The 23,684-nt window shown below is 66.5% G+C and carries 21 protein-coding genes; 6 read left to right on the top strand and 15 right to left on the bottom strand.

Going from position 1 to position 23,684, the window contains the following annotated elements:
* Window positions 1-51: 51 nt before the first annotated feature.
* Entirely contained in the window at window positions 52-1,050 is a 999-nt protein-coding gene (locus tag NR101_RS12050; RefSeq protein ID WP_256775045.1) for a bile acid:sodium symporter family protein, read from the top strand.
* An 88-nt stretch (window positions 1,051-1,138) separates the two neighbouring features.
* On the opposite strand, the gene NR101_RS12045 is transcribed toward NR101_RS12050, so the two are convergent.
* The 5 genes from NR101_RS12045 to NR101_RS12025 form a co-directional block, all read right to left on the bottom strand.
* Window positions 1,139-1,954: a calcium-binding protein gene (locus NR101_RS12045; protein WP_256775044.1), complete on the bottom strand. Its 816-nt coding sequence runs from the start codon at window positions 1,952-1,954 to the stop codon at window positions 1,139-1,141.
* A gap of 185 nt (window positions 1,955-2,139) precedes the next feature.
* Window positions 2,140-3,030, bottom strand: coding sequence for a heme o synthase (gene cyoE, locus NR101_RS12040; RefSeq protein ID WP_256775043.1), 891 nt, complete (start codon window positions 3,028-3,030; stop codon window positions 2,140-2,142).
* A gap of 4 nt (window positions 3,031-3,034) precedes the next feature.
* Window positions 3,035-4,243, bottom strand: a complete 1,209-nt coding sequence (locus tag NR101_RS12035; RefSeq protein WP_256775042.1) for a COX15/CtaA family protein — start codon at window positions 4,241-4,243, stop codon at window positions 3,035-3,037.
* Window positions 4,244-4,254: 11 nt separating this feature from the next.
* Entirely contained in the window at window positions 4,255-4,839 is a 585-nt protein-coding gene (locus tag NR101_RS12030; protein ID WP_256775041.1) for a hypothetical protein, read from the bottom strand.
* An 18-nt stretch (window positions 4,840-4,857) separates the two neighbouring features.
* Entirely contained in the window at window positions 4,858-5,592 is a 735-nt protein-coding gene (locus tag NR101_RS12025; protein ID WP_256775040.1) for an SURF1 family protein, read from the bottom strand.
* Between the two features lie 57 nt (window positions 5,593-5,649).
* Here NR101_RS12025 and NR101_RS12020 point away from each other — a divergent pair, with 57 nt between their 5' ends.
* The gene (locus tag NR101_RS12020; protein ID WP_070208839.1) at window positions 5,650-5,868 is read left to right on the top strand and encodes a twin transmembrane helix small protein; all 219 of its coding nucleotides are present in this window, start codon (window positions 5,650-5,652) and stop codon (window positions 5,866-5,868) included.
* Window positions 5,869-5,908: 40 nt separating this feature from the next.
* Here NR101_RS12020 and NR101_RS12015 read toward each other — a convergent pair whose 3' ends face one another.
* From NR101_RS12015 to NR101_RS11990, 6 genes are all read right to left on the bottom strand, one after another.
* On the bottom strand, window positions 5,909-6,784 hold the full coding sequence (locus NR101_RS12015; RefSeq protein WP_256775039.1) for a cytochrome c oxidase subunit 3: 876 nt from the start codon (window positions 6,782-6,784) through the stop codon (window positions 5,909-5,911).
* Window positions 6,785-6,805: 21 nt separating this feature from the next.
* Window positions 6,806-7,399: a cytochrome c oxidase assembly protein gene (locus tag NR101_RS12010; RefSeq protein WP_256775038.1), complete on the bottom strand. Its 594-nt coding sequence runs from the start codon at window positions 7,397-7,399 to the stop codon at window positions 6,806-6,808.
* Window positions 7,396-7,530 carry a hypothetical protein gene (locus tag NR101_RS12005; RefSeq protein WP_256775037.1) on the bottom strand — a complete coding sequence of 45 codons (135 nt, stop codon included), beginning with the start codon at window positions 7,528-7,530 and terminating at the stop codon, window positions 7,396-7,398. The genes NR101_RS12010 and NR101_RS12005 overlap by 4 nt, the downstream gene beginning before the upstream one ends.
* Before the next feature lie 7 nt (window positions 7,531-7,537).
* The gene (ctaD, locus tag NR101_RS12000; RefSeq protein ID WP_256775036.1) at window positions 7,538-9,148 is read right to left on the bottom strand and encodes a cytochrome c oxidase subunit I; all 1,611 of its coding nucleotides are present in this window, start codon (window positions 9,146-9,148) and stop codon (window positions 7,538-7,540) included.
* Between the two features lie 64 nt (window positions 9,149-9,212).
* Window positions 9,213-10,151, bottom strand: a complete 939-nt coding sequence (coxB, locus tag NR101_RS11995) for a cytochrome c oxidase subunit II (protein WP_256775035.1) — start codon at window positions 10,149-10,151, stop codon at window positions 9,213-9,215.
* 11 nt (window positions 10,152-10,162) lie between these two features.
* Window positions 10,163-10,639, bottom strand: coding sequence for a DUF2244 domain-containing protein (locus tag NR101_RS11990; RefSeq protein ID WP_256775034.1), 477 nt, complete (start codon window positions 10,637-10,639; stop codon window positions 10,163-10,165).
* A gap of 275 nt (window positions 10,640-10,914) precedes the next feature.
* Between NR101_RS11990 and putA the strand changes: the two genes are divergently transcribed.
* Entirely contained in the window at window positions 10,915-14,139 is a 3,225-nt protein-coding gene (putA, locus tag NR101_RS11985; RefSeq protein WP_256775033.1) for a bifunctional proline dehydrogenase/L-glutamate gamma-semialdehyde dehydrogenase PutA, read from the top strand.
* Between the two features lie 94 nt (window positions 14,140-14,233).
* Here putA and NR101_RS11980 read toward each other — a convergent pair whose 3' ends face one another.
* Together NR101_RS11980 and NR101_RS11975 are read right to left on the bottom strand one after the other, a co-directional pair.
* On the bottom strand, window positions 14,234-14,878 hold the full coding sequence (locus NR101_RS11980) for a hypothetical protein (protein WP_256775032.1): 645 nt from the start codon (window positions 14,876-14,878) through the stop codon (window positions 14,234-14,236).
* 353 nt (window positions 14,879-15,231) lie between these two features.
* Window positions 15,232-16,575, bottom strand: coding sequence for an outer membrane protein transport protein (locus NR101_RS11975; RefSeq protein WP_256775031.1), 1,344 nt, complete (start codon window positions 16,573-16,575; stop codon window positions 15,232-15,234).
* Window positions 16,576-16,800: 225 nt separating this feature from the next.
* Here NR101_RS11975 and NR101_RS11970 point away from each other — a divergent pair, with 225 nt between their 5' ends.
* The gene (locus tag NR101_RS11970) at window positions 16,801-17,493 is read left to right on the top strand and encodes a rhomboid family intramembrane serine protease (protein ID WP_256775030.1); all 693 of its coding nucleotides are present in this window, start codon (window positions 16,801-16,803) and stop codon (window positions 17,491-17,493) included.
* Between the two features lie 263 nt (window positions 17,494-17,756).
* On the opposite strand, the gene NR101_RS11965 is transcribed toward NR101_RS11970, so the two are convergent.
* Complete coding sequence (locus NR101_RS11965) at window positions 17,757-19,217, bottom strand: S41 family peptidase (protein ID WP_256775029.1); 1,461 nt, start codon at window positions 19,215-19,217, stop codon at window positions 17,757-17,759.
* Window positions 19,218-19,341: 124 nt separating this feature from the next.
* Window positions 19,342-20,559: a peptidoglycan DD-metalloendopeptidase family protein gene (locus NR101_RS11960; protein ID WP_256775171.1), complete on the bottom strand. Its 1,218-nt coding sequence runs from the start codon at window positions 20,557-20,559 to the stop codon at window positions 19,342-19,344.
* A 205-nt stretch (window positions 20,560-20,764) separates the two neighbouring features.
* Here NR101_RS11960 and NR101_RS11955 point away from each other — a divergent pair, with 205 nt between their 5' ends.
* Together NR101_RS11955 and NR101_RS11950 are read left to right on the top strand one after the other, a co-directional pair.
* The gene (locus NR101_RS11955) at window positions 20,765-21,427 is read left to right on the top strand and encodes a hypothetical protein (RefSeq protein WP_256775028.1); all 663 of its coding nucleotides are present in this window, start codon (window positions 20,765-20,767) and stop codon (window positions 21,425-21,427) included.
* A 53-nt stretch (window positions 21,428-21,480) separates the two neighbouring features.
* Entirely contained in the window at window positions 21,481-23,217 is a 1,737-nt protein-coding gene (locus tag NR101_RS11950; protein ID WP_256775027.1) for a M28 family metallopeptidase, read from the top strand.
* Window positions 23,218-23,684 lie beyond the last annotated feature (467 nt).

Raw genomic sequence — 23,684 nt, 5'->3', positions numbered from 1 at the left:
CGCACGTGTCCTGTCCCACCTTCTTCCCTGCTCTACAGGAGCCTGCCCACCATGACCCGCTGGTGGTCGCGCCTGCGACCGGACACCTTCACCCTCGCCCTGCTCGGCACCGTGCTGCTGGCCTCCTTCCTGCCGATGCACGGCGCGGCGGCCATGGTGCTCGACGATGTCACCGACGTTGCCATCGCCCTGCTGTTCTTCCTGCACGGCGCGCGCCTGCCACGCGAATCGATCATGGCCGGTGTGCTGCACTGGCGCCTGCACCTGACCATCCTGGCGTGCACCTTCGTGCTGTTCCCGCTGCTGGGGCTGCTGTTCAAGCCGCTGGACGGCTGGCTGCTTACCCCGGAGCTGTACATCGGCGTGCTGTTCCTGTGTGCGTTGCCGTCCACCGTGCAGTCGTCGATCGCGTTCACCTCGATCGCGCGCGGCAACGTGCCCGCCGCGGTGTGCAGCGCCTCGCTGTCGAGCATCCTCGGCGTGTTCCTCACCCCCTTGCTGCTGGCGCTGCTGGCCGGCACCGAAGGCGGCATGCACAACCCGGTGCAGGCCATCGCCAGCATCATGCTGCAGCTGCTGGTGCCGTTCGTGGCCGGCCATCTGCTGCGCCCGTGGATCGCCGGCTGGGTGGAGAAGCAGCGCGCGCTGCTGCGTTACACCGACCAGGGCACGATCCTGCTGGTGGTCTATTCCGCCTTCGGTGAAGCCGTCAGCGAAGGGCTGTGGAGCAAGACGCCGCTGCTGTCGCTGCTGACCGTGGCGGTCGTGGCCGCCGCGCTGCTCGGCATCGCGATGCCGCTGATCCGCTTCATCGCCCGCCGGCTGGGCTTCAACCGCGAAGACGAGATCACCATCCTGTTCTGCGGGTCCAAGAAGAGTCTGGCCACCGGTGTGCCCATCGCCAAGGTGTTGTTCGCCGGCGGCAGCCTGGGCGCGATCGTGTTGCCGATCATGATCTACCACCAGATCCAGCTGATCGTCTGCGCGATGATCGCCCAGCGCTATGCGCGCGATCCCATTGAGCCGGCGCCAACCGTCCGCCCGGAGTGAATCGCGCCACGTTCGCGGACATGCCTTCGTCAGGGTCGTTTTCCAAACGACTGCCGATACCGTAGCTCGGCGCGATGTCAGCGTGATCTCAGCGGTCGGTCAGGGTGGCAACGCTCAAGGCGGGCATCCATATCCACAGGTCGTACTGGCGATCCGCTTCTGTATATTCTGTCGCCGCGCGCGGCGGACGCTCGATCAGCGGCACTGCGCGGCACGGCCGAAAACACGCCCAGAAATGGCCGCGCAGCGCTTCCAGACGCACGCTGTACAGCGGCAGGTCCAGCAGGTACGCGGCCATCGTCTTCTGCATGTCTGGGGCCGCATCGACCGACCGGGTGCGCATGGCATGCACGTTGCCGGTCAGCACCAGCATCCGTGCATCGGCAGGCAGCGCACTGAACTGCTGGCGCAGGTGCGTGGCCATGGCCGCATCGCGCTGGTCACTGCTGGTGGAGGTGCCGGTTTCGTTGTCATAGCCGGCCACGCCCACATCGCGGCCCTGGGCCCGCAACACACGGACGGCCTCGATCAGCGCGAGCATGTCGCGGCTGCGCCGGCCGTCATGCTGATCGTCCTTCACCACCCAGAACGGCGATGTGCGCAGCGTCGCGCGCGCGTCTTCATCGCCGTCCGAGCGCAGGTAGCGGGCCAGTGCGACGTTCTCGCTCATCGGCAGTTCCAGCGCCAGCCGCACGGCCGATGTGTTGCGGCTGTAGCGCTCCATCAGGTCGGCCACCAGCAGCGGCGTTTCGGCGGTGCCATGGTATTCGCCGAGCACGACCAGGCGGTGGTCGCCGGCGTGCCGCATGATCTGCGTGGCTGTCTCATCGGGTGCAGGCGCGGCAATCGCCGCGCTGCACAGCAGTGTCAGGGCCAGTACTGCGCTTCGCATCCATCGTTTCATGCCGTCACGTCCTGTTCGGTCATGACAGCAATGGCGGCGTTCGCGGGAAATTCAATGTGTCGCGGCGCACGGATTGAGGTGTCACGATCAATGGTCGTGACTTACCACCGGTGAAGGCGCGGCATCCGTCACCGCCCCGGCAGGTACCGACCGTTGGTCGGTACGGCGCCCGCGCTATCTGCCTGCTACAACCAGGGCAGCATCCAGTGGTCCACCATCAGGAACGCGAACAGCGCCATCAGGTAGACGATGGAGTAGCCGAACATCTTCATCGAGAACAGCTCGTCCGGCGGGTTGAGCATGCGCCAGGCGTACCAGAGGAAGACCGCGTTGAGCACGATCGCACCGCCCAGGTAGAACATGCCGCTCATCCCCACCACGACCGGAAGGATGCTCACGACGGCCAGCGCGATCGAATACACCATGATCGACTTGCGCGTGTAGACCACGCCGTGGGTCACCGGCAGCATCGGGATCTCCGCCTTGGCGTAGTCCTCGCGACGGAAGATTGCCAGCGCCCAGAAATGCGGCGGGGTCCAGATGAAGATGATCAATACCAGCAGCGACGCATACGCCCAGTCCCACGGGCCCTGCATGCCGGTGATCGCCGCCCAGCCGAGCATCGGCGGCGTGGCGCCGGCGAGGCCACCGATGACGATGTTCTGCGAGGTCGCGCGCTTGAGGTACACGGTGTAGATCACCGCGTAGCCGATCAGCGAGGCGAAGGTGAGCACGGCAGTGATGACGTTGACCCAGACCACCAGGATCGTCATCGACAGCGCGATCAGCAGGCCGGCGAACACCAGCACCTGCCACGGCTTGACCTTGCCCACCACCAGCGGGCGCCACGAGGTGCGCGCCATCTGCGCATCGATGCGCGCATCCAGCAGCTGATTGATCGCCGCCGCGGCCGAGGCGGCCAGCCAGATGCCGAGGAAGCCCAGCGCGCCGTCCAGCGCCTGCTGCGCGGTCGGCAACCCGGGGATGGCCAGGAACATGCCCACCAGCGCGGTGAACACGATCAGGGCGACGACCTTGGGCTTGGTCAGGTCCCAGTACTGACGGTAACTGGCCATGCCGTCAGCCTGCCTGCACGGTGGACGATGTGGCGACGGCCTTGCCGTCCGCATCCGGCGCACGCAGACGCGCCAGCAACGTCACCAGCACGAACAGCAGTGCCACGGCGCCACCGCTGTGCGCGACCGCTACTTCCAGCGGCACCGCCAGCTTGACGTTGAGGATGCCCAGGGTGATCTGCAGCACAACCAGCAAACCCAGCGCGCTGGACCAGCCGCGCATGCTGGGCAGCTTGAACAGGCGCACCGACAGCCACAGCAGATACACCGCCACCACGATCGCCATCATCCGGTGCGCCAGCTGGATCGCGATCCGCGAGGCGCCATCGAGCACGCCCCCTTCGTAGTCCACGCCGATGCCACGCCACAGCGTGAAGCCTTCCTTGAAATCATGCTGCGGCCACCACTGGCTGACGCAGCGCGGGAAGTTGTCCAGCGAAGCGCTGCCACCGCCGCACGCCAGCGCGGCGTAGTTGGCACTGACCCAACCACCCAGGGCAATCTGCAGCACCAGCACGGCCACGCCGAGGCGGAGCAGCGACGTCAGTTTTGGTGCTTCCACCAGCGTGATCGGCATGTGCGTCGCGCGCCAGGCCATCCACACCAGCAGACTGAACATCAACATGCCGCCGAGCAGATGGCCCATCACCACGATCGGCTTGAGCAGCCAGGTCACCGTCCACATGCCCAGCAACGCCTGGAAGATCACCACCGCCAAGGTCAGCAAGGCGGCACGGGCCAGGTCGATGTTGTTCCAGCGCAGCGCGGCGATCAGCAGGATGGCCTCGCCGAGAATCGCCAGGATGCTGGCCGGCACGTGCATGCCCATCATGTAGAGCGGTATGCCGGTAGCCACCAGCACGCACGCGGTCACCACCGCGGTGCTGCCCCAGCGACGACGACGCGTGGCCAACAGCGCCAGGGTGAGGATCTCGATGCCGAGCGCGCCAGCCAGGAAGCGGTGGACCTGCTCGCGCCACGCCTTGTGGGTTTCCAGCGGACGGATCTTGGCCGCTTCATGGCCCACCACGTCGGCGGCATGCTGCGGCCAGGTGACCCGGCCATAGCAGGTCGGCCAGTCCGGGCAGCTCAGGCCCGCATCGGACAGGCGCACGAACGAACCGAACATGATCGTGCTGGCGGTCATGATCAGCGCAAACCACGCCAGACGGTGGAAATTGCGGTGCAGCACCGGGCGTGCGGGAAGGCTCATCTAAACGGAACTCACTTCAGTTTCAGCAGCGTGGCCAGGTCTTTGCGCAGACCAGCCATATCGAATCCCGGTGCGTAGCGCATGATCACGAAACCGTTGGGGTCGATCACATACACCGGCGTGCCGGCGGCGTCATCCACGGCGGGAAGGGCAGAACGCAGGGCCGACTGGTCGCGCAGCGCGCGCAATGCGGGCAAGCCCTGGACCTCGGCCGGCGGCGTGCCCAGCCACAGGATCTCGACATTATCGGCGTTATGCCCGAACAGCTGCCACACCTTGCCCAATCCCTGCGACAAAGTGACGCACTCGCTCGTACAGCCTGCAGACGGGACCACCAGGATGCGCCAGGTGCGTGCATCGGGATTCCATGGATATACCGTGCCATCGGCCAGTAGTGGCGGATGCTGGCGAAGGTCCACGGGCGGCTGCAGCAGCTGGCCGCTGTTGCGGTGCGCGGTGGGCTGCCAGCCGGAAAAGCGCAGCACGCCGGCCAGGGCCATCGCGCCGAAGAACAGCGCGAACAAGGCGATCAACGTCCAGCGGCCGCGTGAGCGCGAGGGCAGCCGATCCTGGGAAGTGGCATTCATGGGCGGCATTTTCTCATGTTGGGACGCTCAGCGCCGGGAACCGGCGGCAGGGCGGCGACGTTGGCGGAATTCCAGGACCAGCGCGACCACCAGCACGGTCAACGCCAACCCGAACCATTGCACCGCATAGCCGAGATGGCGGCTGGGCGGCAGCGTGTTGGGCAGCAGCTCCAGATCACGCGCATAGCCACCGGGCAGGGCCGGATCCAGTCGCAGCACACGCTGCGGCAGGCTGTGCGCCGGCAGCGTGAGCGCGGTGGCGAGGGGGTCGGCCGGCATGCGATTGGCCAGCCATACGCCAGGCTGGTCGGTGGCCGACAGCACCGGCCCCAATGCCAGCCCGGTGGCCGGGGCCGGCGCCAGCAGGCCGGCCACGTGCGCTGGCCCGGCCAGCGCTGGCAGATGCGGCAGCAGCCGGTCCGGCGGCATCGGCACCCAGCCCCGGTCGACCAGCACGCGCGCACCGTCGTCGCTGCGGAACGGCTGGTAGACCTTGATCCCGGCGCGGCCTTGCCGGGTTTGGTTGTCGAGCAGGATCAGGCCGGGCAGGAACGTTCCCTGGTCCTCGATCCAGCGCAATACCGGCGGGGCGGCCAGTGCCTGGCCCAGTTGCATGCTCTGCGCGCGTGCCGGCACCTGCTGGGCCAGCAGCGCCTCTTTCTGCTGCATTCGCTGCAGTTGCCAGCGGCCGAGCTGGCAGAAGCACACGATCACCACGACCGCCGCCACCCAGCCAATCAGGCGTGTGTGCTTGCGCATCATGACAACGGCGACCAAACGCGGTGATATAGGCGTACCCGCCCTGCCATCGAGCCGCGCATGAATGATTCGTTGAAGACCCTGCTGGTAATCGCGTTTCTGATCGTCATCGTCTGGAATCTGGGCGCCGGGCTGTATTACCTGCTGGTCGATCGCGGCCAGACCAAGCGCACCGTCAATGCGCTCACCCGCCGCATCGCGGTGTCGGTGGCGCTGATCGCGCTGGTGGCCATCGGCATCTACACCGGCTGGATCAAACCCCACGGCATCGGCGGCTGAAACCGCACCCGCGTCGGTGCGGCACGGTGTCGCCCCGACGCTACAGCACGTAGACGAACAGGAACAGCATCAGCCACACCACGTCCACGAAGTGCCAGTACCACGCAGCCGCCTCGAAACCGAAATGGTTGTCGCGGGTGAAGTGCCCCTTGGCCGAACGCAGCCACATCACGCCGAGCATGATCGTGCCGAGCAGCACGTGCGCGCCGTGGAAGCCGGTGAGCATGAAGAACGTCGAACCGTAGATGCCCGAGCCCAACGTGAGGTTGAGTTCCTTGTAGGCGTGGATGTATTCCTCGGCCTGCAGGGTAAGGAAGAACACGCCCAGTGCGACGGTCAGGCCCAGCCAGATCAGCAGCTGGCGGCGATGACCGGCCTTGAGCGCGTGGTGGGCGATGGTCAGGGTAACGCCGGAGGTGAGCAGGATCAGCGTGTTGATCAGTGGCAGGCCCCAGGCCGGAATGGTCTGGAAGTGGCCACCGATTGCACCCGGACCGTTGGTCGGCCACGCCGCCGAATAGCCGGTCCACAACAGCTCGTTGGTCATCACCCGGTCGCCCTCGCCGCCCAGCCACGGCAGGCCCAGGTTGCGGGTGTAGAACAACGCGCCGAAGAAGGCGCCGAAGAACATCACTTCGGAAAAAATGAACCAGACCATGCCCATGCGGAACGAGCCGTCGACCTGGCGGTTGTAGCTGCCGGCCTGTGATTCGCGCACCACATCGCTGAACCACCAGAACAGGGTCAGCACCAGCATCGCGATGCCGGTGTAGAAGGTCCACTTGCCCCAACTGGAATCGTTGAGCCAACTGGCCACGCCAACCATGGTCACCATCATCGCAATGGAACCGATGAACGGCCATTTGCTGTGCGTGGGCACGAAGTACACGGTGGCATCGGGACTTTGCTGGGCCATGGTCTCAGGATCCGGTGCGTATCAGGGAGCGGCGTGCGCGCCAACCGGCACCGCAGCGGCGGCGGGCAGCTGCGCGGACAGCGCGTCGTTCTTGTAGAAGGTGTAGGACAGGGTGATGGTCTTGATGTTGGCCGGCAGGTCCGGGTCGACGATGAAGCGCACCGGCATGTCGCGCTTCTCGCCGGCCTGCAGGGTCTGCGCGGTGAAGCAGAAGCACTCGGTCTTGCTGAAGTAGCCCGACGCCTTGGCCGGTGCCACCGACGGTACCGCGCTGCCGACCAGCGCGCGGTCGCTGTCGTTGCGCGCGAAGTACAGCGCTTCGTTGAGCTCGCCGGGCACCACGTCCATGGTCAGTTGCTCGGGATGGAACGCCCAGGGCAGCTTGGAGTTGACCCCGCCATCGAATTCCACCCGCACGGTGCGCTTGCCGGTGGCGACCGCGCCGCCGGCAGCCGCACCGGGGCCACGCTCCAGCCGCACGCCGAACACCTTCTCGCAGGCGATCCGGTACAGCGGCACCAGCGAGAAGGTCAGCACGAACACCGCCAACGCCACCCCGATCAGGCGGGGCAGCCCCGCCGTGCGCGAGGGAGTGGCCGGGCGGACCTCGCTCATCGCCCGATCACCCCGCTGAGGATGAAACCGACATACACCGCCACCGCCACCAGCCCGACCTTCCAGGCGGTGCGCTGCGCGCGGCGACGTTGCAGGGCCTGTGCATCCAGGGAGTTCGAAGGGGAGTCCATGCGGGCCTCAGTGGGTCACGTCGTCGTGGGCCAGATCACCCGGGCGGATGGTCGGCGGCGTGGTGAAGGTATGTGCCGGCGCGGGCGACGGAATCGTCCATTCCAGTCCACGTGCGCCTTCCCAGGCGCGGGCGGCGGCCTTCTCGCCGTTGCGCAGCGAGGCCAGCAGGATCGCGGCCATCATGAAGGGTGTGGCGAACATGCCGAACGCACCGATCGAGCTGATCATGTTCCAGTCGGCAAACGCCACGCTGTAATCGGGGATGCGCCGCGGCATGCCGGCCAGGCCGAGGAAGTGCTGCGGGAAGAACAGCAGGTTGACGAACACGATCGACCACCAGAAATGGAACTTGGCCCACTTCTCGCTGTACATGCGTCCGGTCCACTTGGGCCACCAGTAGTACACCGCCGCGATCAGCGCGAACACCGCGCCGGTCACCAGCACGTAGTGGAAGTGCGCCACCACGAAATAGGTGTCGTGGTACTGGAAGTCGGCCACCACGATGGCCAGCATCAGCCCGGAGAACCCGCCGATGGTGAACAGGATGACGAAGGCCACCGCCCACAGCATCGGCGCTTCGAAGGTGAGCGAGCCGCGCCACATCGTGCTGACCCAGTTGAACACCTTCACCCCGGTGGGGATGGAGATGAGCATCGTGGCGAACATGAAGTAGATCTCACCGCCCAGTGGCATGCCCACGGTGAACATGTGGTGGGCCCAGACGATGAACGACAGGAACGCGATCGCCGCCACCGCATAGACCATCGCCTGATAGCCGAACAGCGGCTTGCGGCTGAAGGTGGGGATGATCTCGCTGACCACGCCGAACGCCGGCAGGATCATGATGTACACCTCCGGGTGGCCGAAGAACCAGAAGATGTGCTGGAACATCACCGGGTCGCCACCGCCGGCCGCGTTGAAGAAGCTGGTGCCGAAGAACTTGTCGGTGAGCAGCATGGTGACCGCACCGGCCAGCACCGGCATCACCGCGATCAGCAGGAACGCGGTGATCAGCCAGGCCCAGCAGAAGATCGGCATCTTCAACAGGTCGATGCCGGGCGCGCGCATGTTGAGCACGGTGGCGATGATGTTGATCGCGCCCATGATCGAACTGATGCCGGCCACATGGATGGCGAACACGCTGAAGGCCACGTTGTAGCCGCCCTGCAGCGACAGCGGCGGGTACAGGGTCCAGCCACCGGCAGGCGCGCCACCGGGCAGGAACAAGGTGACCAGCAGCAGACTGAAGGCCACCGGCAGCAGCCAGAACGACCAGTTGTTCATGCGCGGCAGGGCCATGTCCGGCGCGCCGATCTGCAGCGGGATCATCCAGTTGGCCAGGCCGACGAAGGCCGGCATTACCCCGCCGAAGATCATCACCAGTGCATGCACGGTGGTCATCTGGTTGAAGAACTCGGGCTTGACGAACTGCAGGCCCGGTTGCATCAGCTCGGCGCGGATCACCACGCTCATGGCCGCGCCGATGATGAACATGATGAAGCTGAAAAGCAGGTAGAGCGTGCCGATGTCCTTGTGGTTGGTCGAGAACAACCAACGCTCCACAAAGCTCTGCTGATGCCCGTGGTGCCCGTCGTGGTCAACTGCGGAATGCGCCATCGCAACTACACCTCACTGGATCCGGTGGTACCCGCGCCTGCCGGTTGGCAGGCGCGGCTCGATTTCAGGCGTTGCTGTCTGCCGGGGCTGCGGCGGCAGGTTCCGGCGCAGCCGCCGGAGCCGCCTCGACCGGGGCCGGTGCCGGTGCGGCCGGAGCAGCTTCCGGCGCCGGGGCCGGTGCAGGCTTGCGCGAGGCCAGCCACTTCTTGAAGTCTTCCTTGGACACCGCCTCGACCACGATCGGCATGAAGCCATGGTCCTTGCCGCACAGCTCGGCACACTGCCCACGGTAGACGCCGGGTTTTTCGATGTTGGTCCAGGCCTCGTTGATGAAGCCGGGAATGGCGTCCTGCTTCCAGCCCAGCGCCGGCACCCACCAGGCGTGGATGACGTCGTCGGAGGTGATCACGAAGCGCACCTTGGTATCCACCGGCAGCACCAGGCGGTTGTCCACCTCCAGCAGGTAGTGCGGATGCGATGCCAGCGTGGGCACCTTGCCGCTCTGCCGGACCCGGTCGGACTCGCGGTCCAGGCGACTGGTGAAGGTCACGTCCTCGCCCAGATACTCGTACTTCCACATCCACTGGTAGCCGGTGACCTTGACGGTCATTTCCGAATCGCGGGTGTCGTAGAACTTGATCAGGTTGGCCGTGGCCGGCCACGCCATCACCACCAGGATGATCACCGGGATCACCGTCCAGACGATTTCCGCCTTGGTGTTGTGGCTGAAGGTGGCCGCGACGGCGCCCTTGGATTTGCGGAACTTGAAGATGGCATAGAACATCGCGCCGAACACGAGGATGCCGATGATCGTGCACACCCACAGCGAGAACAGGTTGGATTCCCAGGCCAACCGCGAGCTCTGGGTCACCCCCTTGCCCATGTTCAACTGCCACGGTTTGGGGTCGGCCGCCTGGGCCCACGCCAATGCGGGCGCCAGCAGCGCGGCCCCGCTTGTTGCTGTCTTCCCGAACGTACTGCCCCACTTGATGCGTTGCTTCATTGCCTAGACCCTTAGCGTCGTCGGTTGCAGCCATCGCTGGCCGCGAGCAAGCCTTCTAGTTTCTGAGCCAGTGCCCTGCGTTCGGCCGGTGCGAGGAAAGCCCCCACTTCCACCTGCCTGCCACTGGACGCCAGCCGGACCCTCCGCTCGTCGGCGATCAGGCGTACCCAATGCGGGTGCGCGCTGAACACCGGCGAGTGCCCGGGTGCGGGGATGACCTCCACACACGCCGGAACCACCCGGATTTCTTCCTGCCGTTCTCCACTACGCCACACACTACGCAGTGCCGCTGCCAGCAACAGGCTGTACAGCAGCGCGAACAACGGGGCGAACACGTTGCCGGCCAGCCAACCCAGGCCGGCCGCCAACCCCATCCCCCCGCACAACACAGCAAACAACAGGACGAACTGCCGGGCATCGAGCGCCCGTGGGGGACGCAGCCGCAGTCGCGTCCCTGATCCGTCCGGAGCTGTCAGCACCTCGATCATGTCGCAACCGCGTTTTCCTGCCGCGGGAAACGTCTCGATGGTAGCCCTGCACTCGCGACAGTAGCAAGGGTCCATTCACACTTTCAGGAATGGTGCAACACAGCATGGACATCGGCGGCGCTTTTGCCGAAATCAGCACAAATTATGGCGACCCCGGCTAGTCCGGCGAATCCCTTTGTATGAAAGGCTATCGCTGCTATCGACAGCACGCCTGAATTTGCTTGTCGAGCTCAAAAAGCGATTAAAATGGTCAAGTTTTCCACGAGCCGACCGGCATGACCGCACCCTCCGCACCGATTCCTGCCCCGGCCCCGGCCGGCGCTCTCCGTCCGCCGCTGCTGTCGCCCGAGCTGCCGACGCCTCCCCCCGCGTTTCGTCAGGCCATCACCGATGCTTGGATGAAGGACGAGGCCAGCCATGTGCGCGAACTGCTGGAGCAGGCCCGCCTGCCGGCCGCCGAGCAGGCGCAGGTGCAGGCCGTGGCCGCCGACCTGGTCGCGCGCGTTCGCGTGCGCGCCAAGGACCAGGGCGCGATCGAAGCCTTCATGCGCCAGTACGACCTGGGCAGCGAAGAAGGCGTGCTGCTGATGTGCGTGGCCGAAGCCCTGCTGCGCATTCCCGACCAGGACACCGCCGACAAACTGATCCGCGACAAGCTCGGCGATGCGGACTGGAAGAAGCACATGGGCGGCAGCGATTCGGTGCTGGTCAACGCCTCCACCTGGGGCTTGATGCTCACCGGCCGCCTGGTGCAGATCAACGACGCGACCCGTGCCGACGTACCGGGTGCGTTCGCACGTCTGATCGGCCGCGTGGGCGAGCCGGTGATCCGCCTGGCCGTGCGCCAGGCGATGAAGATCATGGGCCACCAGTTCGTCATGGGCCGCACCATCGACGAAGCGCTGTCGCGCTCGCACAAGGGCGACAACGCCAACTACCGCTACTCGTTCGACATGCTCGGCGAAGGCGCGCTGACCATGAAGGACGCCAAGCGCTACCTGGAAGACTACCGCCGCGCGATCCACTCCATCGGCGGTGACCACAAGGCACGCGGCGGGCGCCCGGACGGCGACGTCAACGCGGCGCCGGGCATCTCGATCAAGCTCTCCGCGCTGTACCCGCGCTACGAGCACGCCAAGCGCGCGCGCGTCATGGCCGACCTGGTCCCGGGCGTGCTGGAACTGGCGCAGCTGGCCAAATCCTATGGCATCGGCTGCACCGTGGATGCCGAGGAGACCGACCGCCTGGAGCTGTCGCTGGACATCATCGAAGCGGTGGTCACCGATGCCTCGCTGGTGGGTTGGGAAGGCTTCGGCGTAGTCGTGCAGGCCTACCAGAAGCGCACGCCGTACACGATCGATTACCTGGCCGATCTGGCCCGCCGCATCGGTCGCCGCCTGCAGGTACGACTGGTCAAGGGCGCGTACTGGGACGCGGAAATCAAGCGTGCGCAGATCGACGGCCTGCCGGCCTACCCGGTGTTCACCCGCAAGCAGAACACCGACGTGTCCTACCTGGCGTGCACCAAGCGGTTGTTCTCGAATGCCGACGCGCTGTACCCGATGTTCGCCACGCATAACGCGCACACCATCGCCGCCGTCAAAACGATCGCCAAGGGTGGCCAGTACGAGCACCAGAAGCTGCACGGCATGGGCGATGACCTGTACGCCGAAGTGGTGCCGGCCGATCGCCTGAACGTGCCGTGCCGCGTGTACGCACCGGTCGGTTCGCATGAAGACCTGCTGCCGTACCTGGTGCGCCGCCTGCTGGAAAACGGCGCCAATTCCAGCTTCGTCAACCGCATCACCGACGACAGCGTGGCCATCGGCGACCTGATCCGCGATCCGGTCGAGGCGGTGTCCTCGTTCGCCTCCATTCCGCATCCGAAAATCCCGCTGCCGGTCGATCTGCTGCGCAGCCAGAACCATGACAGGAAGAACTCCATGGGCGTCAATCTCGCCAACGACAACGATCTGCGCGCCCTGGCCGAGCAGCTCAACGCCGCCGTAAAGCCTTGGCACGCCGCACCGCTGGTGCCCGGCGCCAGCCCGACCGGTGCGCTGTTGAACGTCACCAACCCGGCCGATACCCGCCAGGTCGTGGGCCAGTGGCAGCCGGCCGACAGCGCCACCGTCGAAAAGGCGTTGGCCAATGCCGTCGCCGCGCAGCCGACGTGGAACCGCACCCCGGCCGCCAGCCGCGCGGCGATCCTGGAACACGCCGCCGACCAGCTCGAAGCGCGCCTGCCCGAGTTCATGGCGCTGTGCGTCAAGGAAGCCGGCAAGAGCCTGCCCGACGGCATCGCCGAAGTGCGTGAAGCAGTCGACTTCCTGCGCTATTACGCCAAGCAGGCGCGCGAGCAGTTCGGCCATGCCGAAAAGCTGCCCAGCCCCACCGGTGAGTCCAACGAACTGCAGCTGCATGGCCGCGGCGTGTTCGTGTGCATCAGCCCGTGGAACTTCCCGCTGGCGATCTTCCTGGGCCAGGTGGCCGCCGCGCTCGCCGCCGGCAACAGCGTCATCGCCAAGCCGGCCGAACAGACCAACCTGATCGGCTACTACGCAGTAAAGCTGCTGCTCGAGGCTGGCGTGCCCGAAGGCGTGGTGCAGTTCCTGCCCGGCGACGGCGCCACCGTCGGTGCCGCGCTCACCGCCGACCCGCGCGTGGCCGGCGTGGCCTTCACCGGCTCCACCGACACCGCCCGCGCGATCAACCGCGCGATGGCCGCACGCGATGCCGCCATCGGCGTGCTGATCGCCGAGACCGGCGGCCAGAACGCCTTCATCGCCGACTCCTCGGCGCTGCCGGAACAGCTGGTCAAGGACGCGATCGGGTCGGCGTTCACCTCTGCCGGCCAGCGCTGCTCGGCCGCGCGCGTGCTGTTCGTGCAGGACGACATCGCCGACAAGGTGATGACCATGCTGTCCGGCGCGATGGCCGAACTGAAGGTCGGCGACCCCGGCCTTCTGTCCACCGACGTGGGCCCGGTGATCGATGCCGACGCGCTGCAGATCCTGCAGGACCACGCCGTGCGCATGGAAAAGGAAGCACGCCTGATCGCCGCCGCCGAACTCAGCGAAGCGGCCGCGCATGGCACGTTCTTCGCCCCGCGTGCGTACGAACTGAAGCACCTGGACCAGCTGCACAAGGAAATCTTCGGGCCGGTGCTGCACGTGATCCGCTGGAAGGGCGATCAGCTCGACGCGGTGATCGACCAGATCAACGCCACCGGCTACGGGCTGACCCTGGGCGTGCATTCGCGCATCGATGAAACCGTGGATCGCATTTCCTCGCGCATCAATGTGGGCAACGTGTATGTCAACCGCAACCAGATCGGTGCGGTGGTCGGCGTGCAGCCGTTCGGCGGCCAGGGTCTTTCCGGTACCGGGCCGAAGGCCGGCGGTCCGCACTACCTGCTGCGTTTTGCCACCGAAAAAACCGTCACCGTGAACACCACCGCGGCCGGCGGCAATGCCTCGCTGCTGACGCTGGGCGATTGATCCACGGCGTCATCTGTTGAACAAAAAACCCCGCGAAAGCGGGGTTTTTTGTGGGTTTCATCTGGGTCAACGAATGGCCCGTCAGCAGCCGGCGTTACGGGGCGTCGATCGACTCGATCTCATCGCGCATGAACAATTCTTTGCCCATGTAGCGCTCGAACTTGATGCGGCCGAAGCCGGCCGCGTACCAGCCTTCGATGCGGTTGTCCTCGAAGGTCGCGCTGACGTGGCAGGTATCCTTGAAGGTGCGCGGCTGACCATCGATCTCCACGTCGACGTCTTCAAAGCCGACGAAGGTGTAATCGGAGAAGCCATCGAAGTCGAGCGGTTCGACGGTGTCTTCGACGTGATGGGTGCGCTCGCCCTTCCCGGTGTACTGGAAGCGGTCGCCCGGCTTGGCCGTCTGCGGGAACGTCGGCGCGGGCTTGAAGGTGTCGGTCATCACCGGCTTGGACGCATCGCCACCCCAGGCGGAGATGCCATAGCGGTCCTGGCCGAGGAAGGCACGCCCGCTGGCATCGAAGTAGCTGGCAGTACCGATACCGCCGCCTGCGCTGTTGACCTTGATCGCGTGCTGGCCGGCGAAGGTCGACGTTTCGATGGTCAGCGTTTCATCGGCGGTGGACCAGGTCAGGCCCGGGGTGAGGGTGAAACACGCGGCGAAGTCGGCGGCGCATGCAGGGGCGGACAGTGCGGCCAACCCCAGGAAAAGGGTGGAACGAAACGCGAGAGGCGACATGTACAGATCCTTGTCAAAACAGCATGACCCACCGTGCGGGGGCGGTGCGGAATTGTACGCGCTGCGTCTGCGTGGACGGCGCCTGAAACGCGCAGTGCCACCGCTGCCATGGGCCAACCTCGTGGCAGAATCCGGCCATACGCACTGCTTTGCTCCCGGCCTTGCTACTGGTGTCGATGCCCGGGCACATGGCGATCGGACGTTCATCGCGCAGCTGCGGCAGGGGCGGCGCGAAGCGGCTCGGCGATCAGGGGCACATCGGCTGGGCAGCCATCGACCGCGGCACGCACAAACAGAAGGCCCCGCTTTCGCGGGGCCTTCTGCCATTCAAACAACCGGTGCGGCTACGTCGATCAGAACTTGTAGTTGAACGACGCGGCCAGCACGTCGCCGCGCACCTTGTACTTGCCGGTGAGCGAGTTGCCCTGGTTGTTGGTGGTGCCGGCGATGTTCACGTCCGGATCCTTGGTGAACAGATGGGTGTAACCGAAGTTGTATTCGATGTTCGCCGACGGGGTCCAGCCCACGCCCAGCGACAGCCACTTGCGGCTGGTGTCGGGCACGCGCACGTCGCGGTGGGCGTTGGTGGTCGGGGTCTGGTCCAGCGCGACACCGCCGCGCAGGGTGACGGTATCGCTCAGCTTGAAGTCGGTACCCAGCGAGACGAAGGTCGTATCGCGGTAGCCGAATTCCAGCACCGAGTCCGGCTGCGCCGAGGCGTAGTCGATGGTGACCTGATCGAACGCGGTCGACCAGGCAGTGCGGGTGACATCACCCATCACGGTCCAGCGGTCATTGACGTTGTGGGTCACGCTCAGGGTGGCCGACGCCGGCAGGGTCAGGGTGGCCTTGCCCGAGGTGCTGGTGAAGCGACCCGGCTGTGCCACGGCCAGCACGGCAGCGGCGTTGGCCGGCACGTCGAAGGTAGCGTCGCCACCGGTGATCTTGTGCTCGACCTTGGAGCGGTAGCTGATACCGATGTGGGTGTTCTCATCGGGGCTGAACAAGCCACCGACGGTCCAGCCCACGGCGTTGTTGTCGCCTTCCACGGTCAGCTTGCCATCGGCGCTGCCCGGGGCGAAGCCCGGCACGCGCGACTGCGCCAGCGCGGTGCCGAAGTCGATGTTGTTGCTCAGTTCGATGGTCAGGTGTTCAACGAACACCGACGCGCCGAAGGACACGTACGGGTTGACGTCGTAGGAGGCGGCAAAGCCCAGGTCGATCGCCTTCAGGTCGGTCTTCAGGCCGCTGTAACGGCCGACCCACGCGTTGTCGTACTGGGTCTTGAAGCCGAACGGAGCGGTCAGCGACACGCCGAAGTGGGCCTGTTCGCCGATCGGCATGTGGAAGTACGCAGCCGGGACCGGAGCGATCATGCCTGCGTCGCCGCCGTCACCGCCGGTCTGCGGCTGGCCGGTCGGCTTGCGGCCAGTGCCGCTGAACTTGGCCGAGAAGCTGATGGCGCTCAGGTCACCCTGGATCTGGGTGCCTTCGAGCTGGCGCATGCCAGCCGGGTTGACGGCGATGATCGAGGCGTCGCCCTCGGCGCTGCCGGAACCGGCAAAGGCGCGGCCGAGGCCCTTGGCGCTGTTTTCCTTCAGCTGGAAGGCGGCAGCGTTGACGTGGCCGACGGCCAGGACACCGGCGATGCCGACGGCCAGGGCGGTGACGCGGGCAAGCGTGGAAGCGGTATGCATGTTTGGTTCTCTCCGGAATTGCGGTGATGTTTGGCAACGTGCGCCTGCGTCGTCCCTGCCTTTCGGTGGAGACAACGCGCCGGATTCCCCTCCCGACATACGACGCCGTATTGGAGTATACCCAGACCGGTTAATGAAACAATAACGGACTGCCCCCTTGTGGCTATTCAGGCTGAAGCCGTCAATGCCCCATCACGGGCGTCGCCGCGCTAGGCTAGCGCACCCATGTTCGTGTCGATCCCCTCCCGCAAGAAGTCCGCCTTCCGCTGGGCTACCCCGCTGCTGTTCGCCGCCCTGTGGGTGGCGTTCCTGTGGTCGATCTCGCGTCCGGACGATGCCCGCCGCAGCCTGTGGCTGGACTGGGGCGCCCTGTCGACCGGCCTGACCCACCCGCTGGACTGGTGGGCCACCCTGCAGGACGGCAGCGTGCTGCGCCTGTTCACCGCCCTGTTCCTGCATGCGGACTGGTCGCACCTGCTGGGCAACCTGGTGTTCCTGCTGATCTTCGGGCTGCCGGCCGAGCGCGTGCTGGGGCCGTGGCGGCTGATCCTACTGTTCCTGGTGGGCGGGGCGATTTCCAACCTGACCGCGATCTACACCATGGGCAGCCCGGACCAGATCATCATCGGCGCCAGCGGCGCGGTGTCGGCGCTGATCGGTGCCTACCTGGCCCTGTTCCCAGGCGCGCGGCTGGGCGTGGTGATCCCGCTGGGCCTGTTCCTGGAGTTCGTGCGGGCGCCGGCCTACCTGCTGATCGGGGTGTGGGCGGCGCTGCAGGTGGTGTTCGCCTATATCGGCCCGAGCTTCGGCATGGTGGCCTGGTGGGCGCACATCGCAGGCTTCGTGTTCGGCCTGGCCTACGGGGTTTATGTGCGCGCGGCGATCGCGCGTCGGCTGCGCAAGCGCCACGGGTTCTAGGCCGCGCCGACGCATGACGCGTTGGCCGGCCACGCGTCCGGTCGGACGCACCGGGTAGTGCCGGCCGCTGGCCGGCTCCACGGATCGGTGGAGTCACCCGGTATGCCGGCCGCTGGCCGGCTCCAAGCATCGTTGAAGCCACCCGGTAGTGCCGGCCGCTGGCCGGCTCCACGGATCGATAGAATTACCCGGTAAGCCGGCCGGTGGCCGGCGCCTCATGCGGTTGGGTGCATGCAGAGCCGGCCAGCGGCCGGCACTACCGGTCAGGGTTTGGCCGGCGTATCCAGCGGCTTTGCTTCCGGCTTTGCTTCCGGCTTTGCTTCCGGCTTTGCTTCCGGCTTTGCTTCCGGCTTCGCTTCCGGCTTCTTGTCTTCCGGCTTCTTCTGCGCGGCTGCCTTGGCGGCCTCTGCCTTCTGCTTTGCCAGCACCGAACCCGGCTGTTTCAACTCGGCCAGCGCGTCGTTGATCGGGCCGTCGCCGGGCAGCACGTCGCCGGCCTTGTAGCCGTCGCCGCCTTCCTCGTCACCGCGCAGGTGGCCCGGCAGGGTGGCTTCGCTGTAGTCGGCCAGGCTGGCCGGCAGGGCATCGTCACCCGGCTGCCTCTCCGGCTGCAGCAGCACGTCGGGCACGATGCCGGTGGCCTGGATGGACTTGCCGCTCGGGGTGAAGTAACGCGCGGTGGTCAACTTCACCGAGTCGCCGTTGTCCAGCGGCAGCACGGTCTGCACCGAGCCCTTGCCGAAGGTACGGCTGCCGACCACGCGCGCACGGCCGTTGTCGCGCAGCGCGCCGGCCAGCACTTCGGAGGCGCTGGCCGAACCGGCATCGGCCAGCACCACCACCGGTGCGCCCTTGAGCAGATCGCCCGGGGTGGCATCGAAGCGTGCATCGCTGATCGAGATGCGGCCCCGGGTGCTGACGATGTTGCCCTTGTCGAGCAGGTCATCGGCCACCTGCACCGCCGCGGTGAGCAGGCCGCCGGGGTTGCTGCGCAGGTCAAGCACCACGCCCTTGAGCTTGCCGCCGGCCTGCTGCTGCAGCTGGCCGACATGCTTCTGGAAATCGGCGCCAGTGTCGGCCTGGAAGGTGCTCAGGCGGATGTACCCATAACCCGGCTCCAGCATGCGGCTGCGCACGCTGGTCACACGGATGGTCTGGCGGGTGACGGTAACGTCGAACGGCTTGGCCCTGCCTTCGCGCACCAGGGTCAGCACCACCTTGCTGCCGGCCTTGCCACGCAGCGGCTCGGTGGCCTGGATGGCACTGATCGGCTTGCCGTCGATCGCGATGATCAGGTCGCCGGCGCGGATCCCGGCGCGGGTAGCCGGGGTGTCGTCGATCGGCGAGATCACTTTGAGGCTGCTGTTGTCCGGCTGCTGCTGCAGCTCCACGCCGATACCGTCGTAGGCGCCGGTGGCCTGTTCGTCGAAGGCCTCGGCGTCTTCCTTGTCGAAATAGGTGCTGTGCGGATCCAGGTCGAGCAACAGGCCACGGATGGCCGATTGCATCAGCTTCTTGTCATCCACCGGGTCCACGTAGGCGGCGCGGACCGCGTTGTAGACCGCCACGTAGCGCCGGATTTCCTCCAGCGGCACTTTCGATGTCACCGCCTCTTCGCTGCTGGCGGCATCGCTGGCGCTGCTGGCAGCCTCGCTGGTCTGCTGCGCCCAGGACACAGCGGGCAACAGGGCCAGCAGCAAGGTGGCGGAACGGGCTACGCGCATGAAGCACTCCAGGTCGGCGGGGGACGGAAAACACGCACTGGGTGCGTCGCCCGATTATGCGCGAAGCGACGATAAATTCCCGTTGAACCCGGCGCGCATGGACAGCGCGCCGTTGGGCTGGGTGTCAGCGACGCTGCAGCCAGCTGCCCGGATCGACCGGCTGCCCGTTGCGGCGCAGCTCGAAATACAGCGCGGTCACGCCCTGTCCACCGGAGTTGCCGACCTTGGCCACCGGGTCGCCCTTCTTCACCGTGGCGCCGGCGTCGCGCAGCAGGGTGTCGTTGTGCGCGTACAGGCTCATGTAGCCGTTGCCATGGTCGACGATCAGGATCATGCCGTAGCCGGTCATCCAGTCGGAGAACACCACCGTGCCATCGGCCACGGCCGTGATCGTGCTGCCGGCAGCGGCGCCGATCAGCACGCCGCTGCTGGTGCGCCCATCGGGCAGCTTGCCGCCGTAGCGGGCCAGCAGGTTGCCCGACAGTGGCCAGCCCAGCCCGCCCACCTTGGGCGGCGGGGCCGAGGCCACGGCCGGCGGGGTCTTGCCCGGGCGCGGCGGCGGACGGGTGCCGTTGGCAGCCGCGGCTTTCTCGGCCTTGTCGGCGGCGGCCTTCTCTGCGGCCGCGCGGCGTGCGGCGGCGCGGCGCTCGGCTTCGGCACGCGCGGCGGCGGCGCGCAGGTTGGCCAGCAGCGATTCCAGCGCCTTGGCGTCCTGGCCCAGCGCCTTCTCGCGTTCGCTGCGGTCCTTGTAACGTTCGTCCAGGCTGGCCACCGTGGCCGCGCGCGTGCGCCGGTCATCGGCCAGGGTCACCACCTGCTGCTTCTGCTGCTGGCGGGCGCCTTCCAGCGCCTGGCGACGCTCGACGATCTGCGCCTCGACGGCCTGCAGCTCGGCCAGGTCATGGGTGATCAGCTGGATGCGGCGGGCGCGCTCGCGCTGCAGGTAACGGTGGTAGGCCAGGCTGCGGTTGGCGTCGGCCACGCGGTCCTGCGACAGCAGCAGCTTCAACGGGGCGTTGTTGCCGATGCGGTAGGCCGAGCGCAGCAGCGAGGCCAGTTCCTCGCGCTGCTTCTGCATCCCCGCCTGCAGGTCGCTGCGCTTGCGCTGCAGTTCCTCCATGGCGCGGGTTTCGCGCTGCAGCGCGGTTTCGGTCTGGGCCAGCACGCGCCCGGTACGGGCAACCTTCTCGTCGGCCTCGCGCAGCTGTCGCGATGCCTGGCCGCGCTGCCCCTCCAGCGCACGCCGTTCCTGCGCCACGCCCTTCAGCTCGCTGCGCAGCTTCTGCAGCTTGCGCTCGGCTTCCTTGGAGGTCTGCGCCGCCACGGGGCCCAGCGCCAGCATCGCCAGCGCCAGCAACAGGCCACGCGCCAGCCCACGCAAGGCGGTCGCGCCCCGGTGTGCAGGCGACGGATTGTTATTCCAGCGTGAGGAAGAAGCGTTGTGGCGCAAGGGCTTTCCAGTGACTTCAGGCAGATGCGGATTGTAGCGATGCATGGTGACATCCCCATAGGCGGCCTGCCAGCCGCACCCCGGACACGAGGTCATCATGAAACATATTCCGCTCTCGCTGCTGTTGGCCCTGGCGCTGTCCTGCGCGCCCGCCTTCGCCAGCGACGACATCAGCAAGGTCAACGGCAGCATCCGCGCAAGCAGTGGCCAATCCTACGGCGATCTGGAAACGGTCAACGGCGGCATCACCGTCGAAGAAGGCGTGGTGACCCGCGAGATCCAGACCGTCAACGGCAGTATCCAGGTCAACGACCGCGCCCAGACCACCGGCGTTTCCACGGTGAACGGCAACGTCCGGATCGGCCGCGATGTGGTCGCCGCGGGCAACGTTGAAACCGTCAACGGCAGCATCTTCATCGATCGCGGCAGCCAGATCGACGGCAACATGGAAACCGTCAATGGCGGCATCGGGCTGGTCGAGACGCGCCTGCGCGGCAACATCGAAACCGTCAACGGTGACATCACCGTCGGCGTCGGCTCGCAGGTGCAGGGCGGGATCCGGGTCAAGAAGCCCAACTTCAACCTGTCCCTCACCAGCGGGCGCAAGCCGCGCGTGATCATCGGCCCGAAGGCCAGCGTCGACGGCAGCCTGCAGTTCGAGCGCGAGGTCACCCTGTATGTGCATCGCAGCGCGCACATCGGCGCGGTCAGCGGTGCTCAGGCCATCCCGTTCGACACCGACGCCGCGCCGCAGGATTGATACCCTCTCCCGGTGCGTTGAATGCACCGGCCCACTGGATCCAGGAATCGATGATGCCCCGCAAACTTCTGTTGTGCCTTGCCGCCACCGCCGCGCTGACCGCGTGCAAAGGCGAAGCCACCGCCCCGGCCGACTCCGCGGCCAATGCGGCCACGCAGGTGCCTGCCGCCGTCGGCCATGCGTTCTCCCCGGAGATCAACGCCGCCGACTTCGGCGAACTGGTCAAGACCCTGGCCTCGGACGACTTCGAAGGTCGTGCACCGGGCAGCAAGGGCGAAGCGTTGACCGTCAACTACATCCGCGACCAGATGCAGCGCATCGGCCTGCAGCCGGGCAACGGTGACAGCTGGTTCCAGGACGTGGCGATGACCGAAACCACGGCCGACGAATCCACGGTGCTCAAGCTCGACCAGGCCGGCAAGACCCGCGACCTGACATTCGGCACCGACATGGTGATCGGCACCCGCAGTGGCCAGCCGGAGGTGAAGGTCGACAGCAGCGAGCTGGTGTTCGTCGGCTACGGCGTGGACGCGCCGGAACAGAAGTGGAACGACTACGCCGGCCAGGACTGGAAGGGCAAGACGGTGGTGATGTTCGTCAACGACCCCGGCTTCCACGTCAACGATGCCAAGCTGTTCGACGGCAAGCGCATGACCTACTACGGGCGCTGGACCTACAAGTTCGAGGAAGCCGCCCGCAAGGGCGCCGCCGCGGCGCTGATCGTGCATGACACTGCCGGTGCGTCGTATGGCTGGGACGTGGTCAAGAACTCGTGGGCCGGCCCGCAGTACGACCTGCCGGCCAAGGATGATCCGGAGGCACGCATTCCGGCGCAGGGCTGGTTGAGTGCCGAGGCGGCGCGCCAGCTGTTCGCCGATGCCGGGCTGGATCTGGACAAGGCCTACAAGGACGCCAGCAAGCGCGGCTTCAAGCCGGTCTCATTGAAAGCCAAGGTGTCCTTCGACCTGAAGAGCACCATCGCCGAGAAGACCTCGCGCAACGTGGTCGGCGTCCTGCCGGGCAGCAAGCGCGCCGACGAGGCCGTGCTGTACATGGCGCACTGGGACCACCTGGGCAAGCACGAGGGTGAGCAGGGCGACAACATCTACAACGGCGCGGTGGACAACGCCACCGGCGTGGCCGGGATCCTGGAAGTGGCCGATGCGATGGTGCACCAGCAGCCGCCGCCGGAGCGTTCGGTGGTGTTCCTGGCGGTGACCCTGGAAGAATCGGGCCTGCTCGGTTCCAAGTACTACGTCAGCCACCCGACCTTCCCGTTGGACAAGATTGCCGGGGTGATCAACATCGATGCGATGTCGGTGGCCGGCCGTGCCAAGGACCTGACCGTGACCGGTTTCGGCAGCTCGGAGCTGGAAGACATCCTCAAACCGCTGGCCGCCAACCAGGGCCGTACCCTGCATGGTGAGACCTCGGTGCAGAGCGGCTTCTACTTCCGTTCGGACCACTTCAACTTCGCCAAGGCCGGCGTGCCGGCGTTGTATGCCGATGGCGGGGAAGACCTGCGCGACGGTGGCGTCGAGGCAGGCCGCAAGGCAGCCGAGGCGTATGGCCGCGACCGCTACCACGGCCCGAAGGATGAGTTCGACCCGGCCACCTGGAAGCTGGACGGCACGGTGGAAGACCTGCAGTTGCTGTACGGCGTGGGCAAGGAGCTGGCCGGTGGTGATCGTTGGCCGAACTGGTATGAGGGCAACCCGTTCAAGGCGGCACGCGACGCGATGATGAAGGGCAAGGGCGCTGCGCCGGAAGCGGCAGCACCGGCTCCCTAAGCGGCTTGCGGTTATCAGGTTGAACACGAAACGGCGCCCATAGGGCGCCGTTTTTGTTTGTCGGCCCGCGCACCACCAGATCGCATCGTGATGGACCGCCGCTGCGATGACCTCGGCCGACGATGGGATCGCATGGCAGGGATGAGCAGGGCCCTGTTTAAAGGGCCTCCGCATCAGGGGTCCATGCGTCGATCGGGTCGCAGGCAAGATCGGTGGTCGAGCCATGCTCGGCACCGCGCCGGTGCGGATCATGCACAGGTGTTGGAAAGCAGCCGAGCATGGCTCGGCTCTACCGGGACACGTATGTGCATTCCCCGCGGCCGGGTAGTGCCGAGCCATGCTCGGCACCGCACCGGTCGGGATCATGCACACGTGTTGGAAAGGAGCCGAGCATGGCTCGGCTCTACCGTGACAGGTAAGTGCATTCCCCGCGGCCGGGTAGTGCCGAGCCATGCTCGGCACCGCGC

The organism is Stenotrophomonas sp. Ste86, assembly GCF_024519465.1.
Classification (GTDB): Bacteria; Pseudomonadota; Gammaproteobacteria; order Xanthomonadales; family Xanthomonadaceae; genus Stenotrophomonas.
The sequence above is the reverse complement of the archived record's forward strand: the minus strand, read 5'-3'. Positions and strand labels throughout refer to the sequence as shown.

Bases quoted from the DNA above. Each gene is read 5' to 3' on its own strand.
- NR101_RS12050 (WP_256775045.1), top strand. From the start codon at position 52: ATGACCCGCTGGTGGTCGCGCCTGCGACCGGACACCTTCACCCTCGCC.
- NR101_RS12045 (WP_256775044.1), bottom strand. From the start codon at position 1,954: ATGAAACGATGGATGCGAAGCGCAGTACTGGCCCTGACACTGCTGTGC.
- cyoE (WP_256775043.1), bottom strand. From the start codon at position 3,030: ATGGCCAGTTACCGTCAGTACTGGGACCTGACCAAGCCCAAGGTCGTC.
- NR101_RS12035 (WP_256775042.1), bottom strand. From the start codon at position 4,243: ATGAGCCTTCCCGCACGCCCGGTGCTGCACCGCAATTTCCACCGTCTG.
- NR101_RS12030 (WP_256775041.1), bottom strand. From the start codon at position 4,839: ATGCCGCCCATGAATGCCACTTCCCAGGATCGGCTGCCCTCGCGCTCA.
- NR101_RS12025 (WP_256775040.1), bottom strand. From the start codon at position 5,592: ATGATGCGCAAGCACACACGCCTGATTGGCTGGGTGGCGGCGGTCGTG.
- NR101_RS12020 (WP_070208839.1), top strand. From the start codon at position 5,650: ATGAATGATTCGTTGAAGACCCTGCTGGTAATCGCGTTTCTGATCGTC.
- NR101_RS12015 (WP_256775039.1), bottom strand. From the start codon at position 6,784: ATGGCCCAGCAAAGTCCCGATGCCACCGTGTACTTCGTGCCCACGCAC.
- NR101_RS12010 (WP_256775038.1), bottom strand. From the start codon at position 7,399: ATGAGCGAGGTCCGCCCGGCCACTCCCTCGCGCACGGCGGGGCTGCCC.
- NR101_RS12005 (WP_256775037.1), bottom strand. From the start codon at position 7,530: ATGGACTCCCCTTCGAACTCCCTGGATGCACAGGCCCTGCAACGTCGC.
- ctaD (WP_256775036.1), bottom strand. From the start codon at position 9,148: ATGGCGCATTCCGCAGTTGACCACGACGGGCACCACGGGCATCAGCAG.
- coxB (WP_256775035.1), bottom strand. From the start codon at position 10,151: ATGAAGCAACGCATCAAGTGGGGCAGTACGTTCGGGAAGACAGCAACA.
- NR101_RS11990 (WP_256775034.1), bottom strand. From the start codon at position 10,639: ATGATCGAGGTGCTGACAGCTCCGGACGGATCAGGGACGCGACTGCGG.
- putA (WP_256775033.1), top strand. From the start codon at position 10,915: ATGACCGCACCCTCCGCACCGATTCCTGCCCCGGCCCCGGCCGGCGCT.
- NR101_RS11980 (WP_256775032.1), bottom strand. From the start codon at position 14,878: ATGTCGCCTCTCGCGTTTCGTTCCACCCTTTTCCTGGGGTTGGCCGCA.
- NR101_RS11975 (WP_256775031.1), bottom strand. From the start codon at position 16,575: ATGCATACCGCTTCCACGCTTGCCCGCGTCACCGCCCTGGCCGTCGGC.
- NR101_RS11970 (WP_256775030.1), top strand. From the start codon at position 16,801: ATGTTCGTGTCGATCCCCTCCCGCAAGAAGTCCGCCTTCCGCTGGGCT.
- NR101_RS11965 (WP_256775029.1), bottom strand. From the start codon at position 19,217: ATGCGCGTAGCCCGTTCCGCCACCTTGCTGCTGGCCCTGTTGCCCGCT.
- NR101_RS11960 (WP_256775171.1), bottom strand. From the start codon at position 20,559: ATGCTGGCGCTGGGCCCCGTGGCGGCGCAGACCTCCAAGGAAGCCGAG.
- NR101_RS11955 (WP_256775028.1), top strand. From the start codon at position 20,765: ATGAAACATATTCCGCTCTCGCTGCTGTTGGCCCTGGCGCTGTCCTGC.
- NR101_RS11950 (WP_256775027.1), top strand. From the start codon at position 21,481: ATGCCCCGCAAACTTCTGTTGTGCCTTGCCGCCACCGCCGCGCTGACC.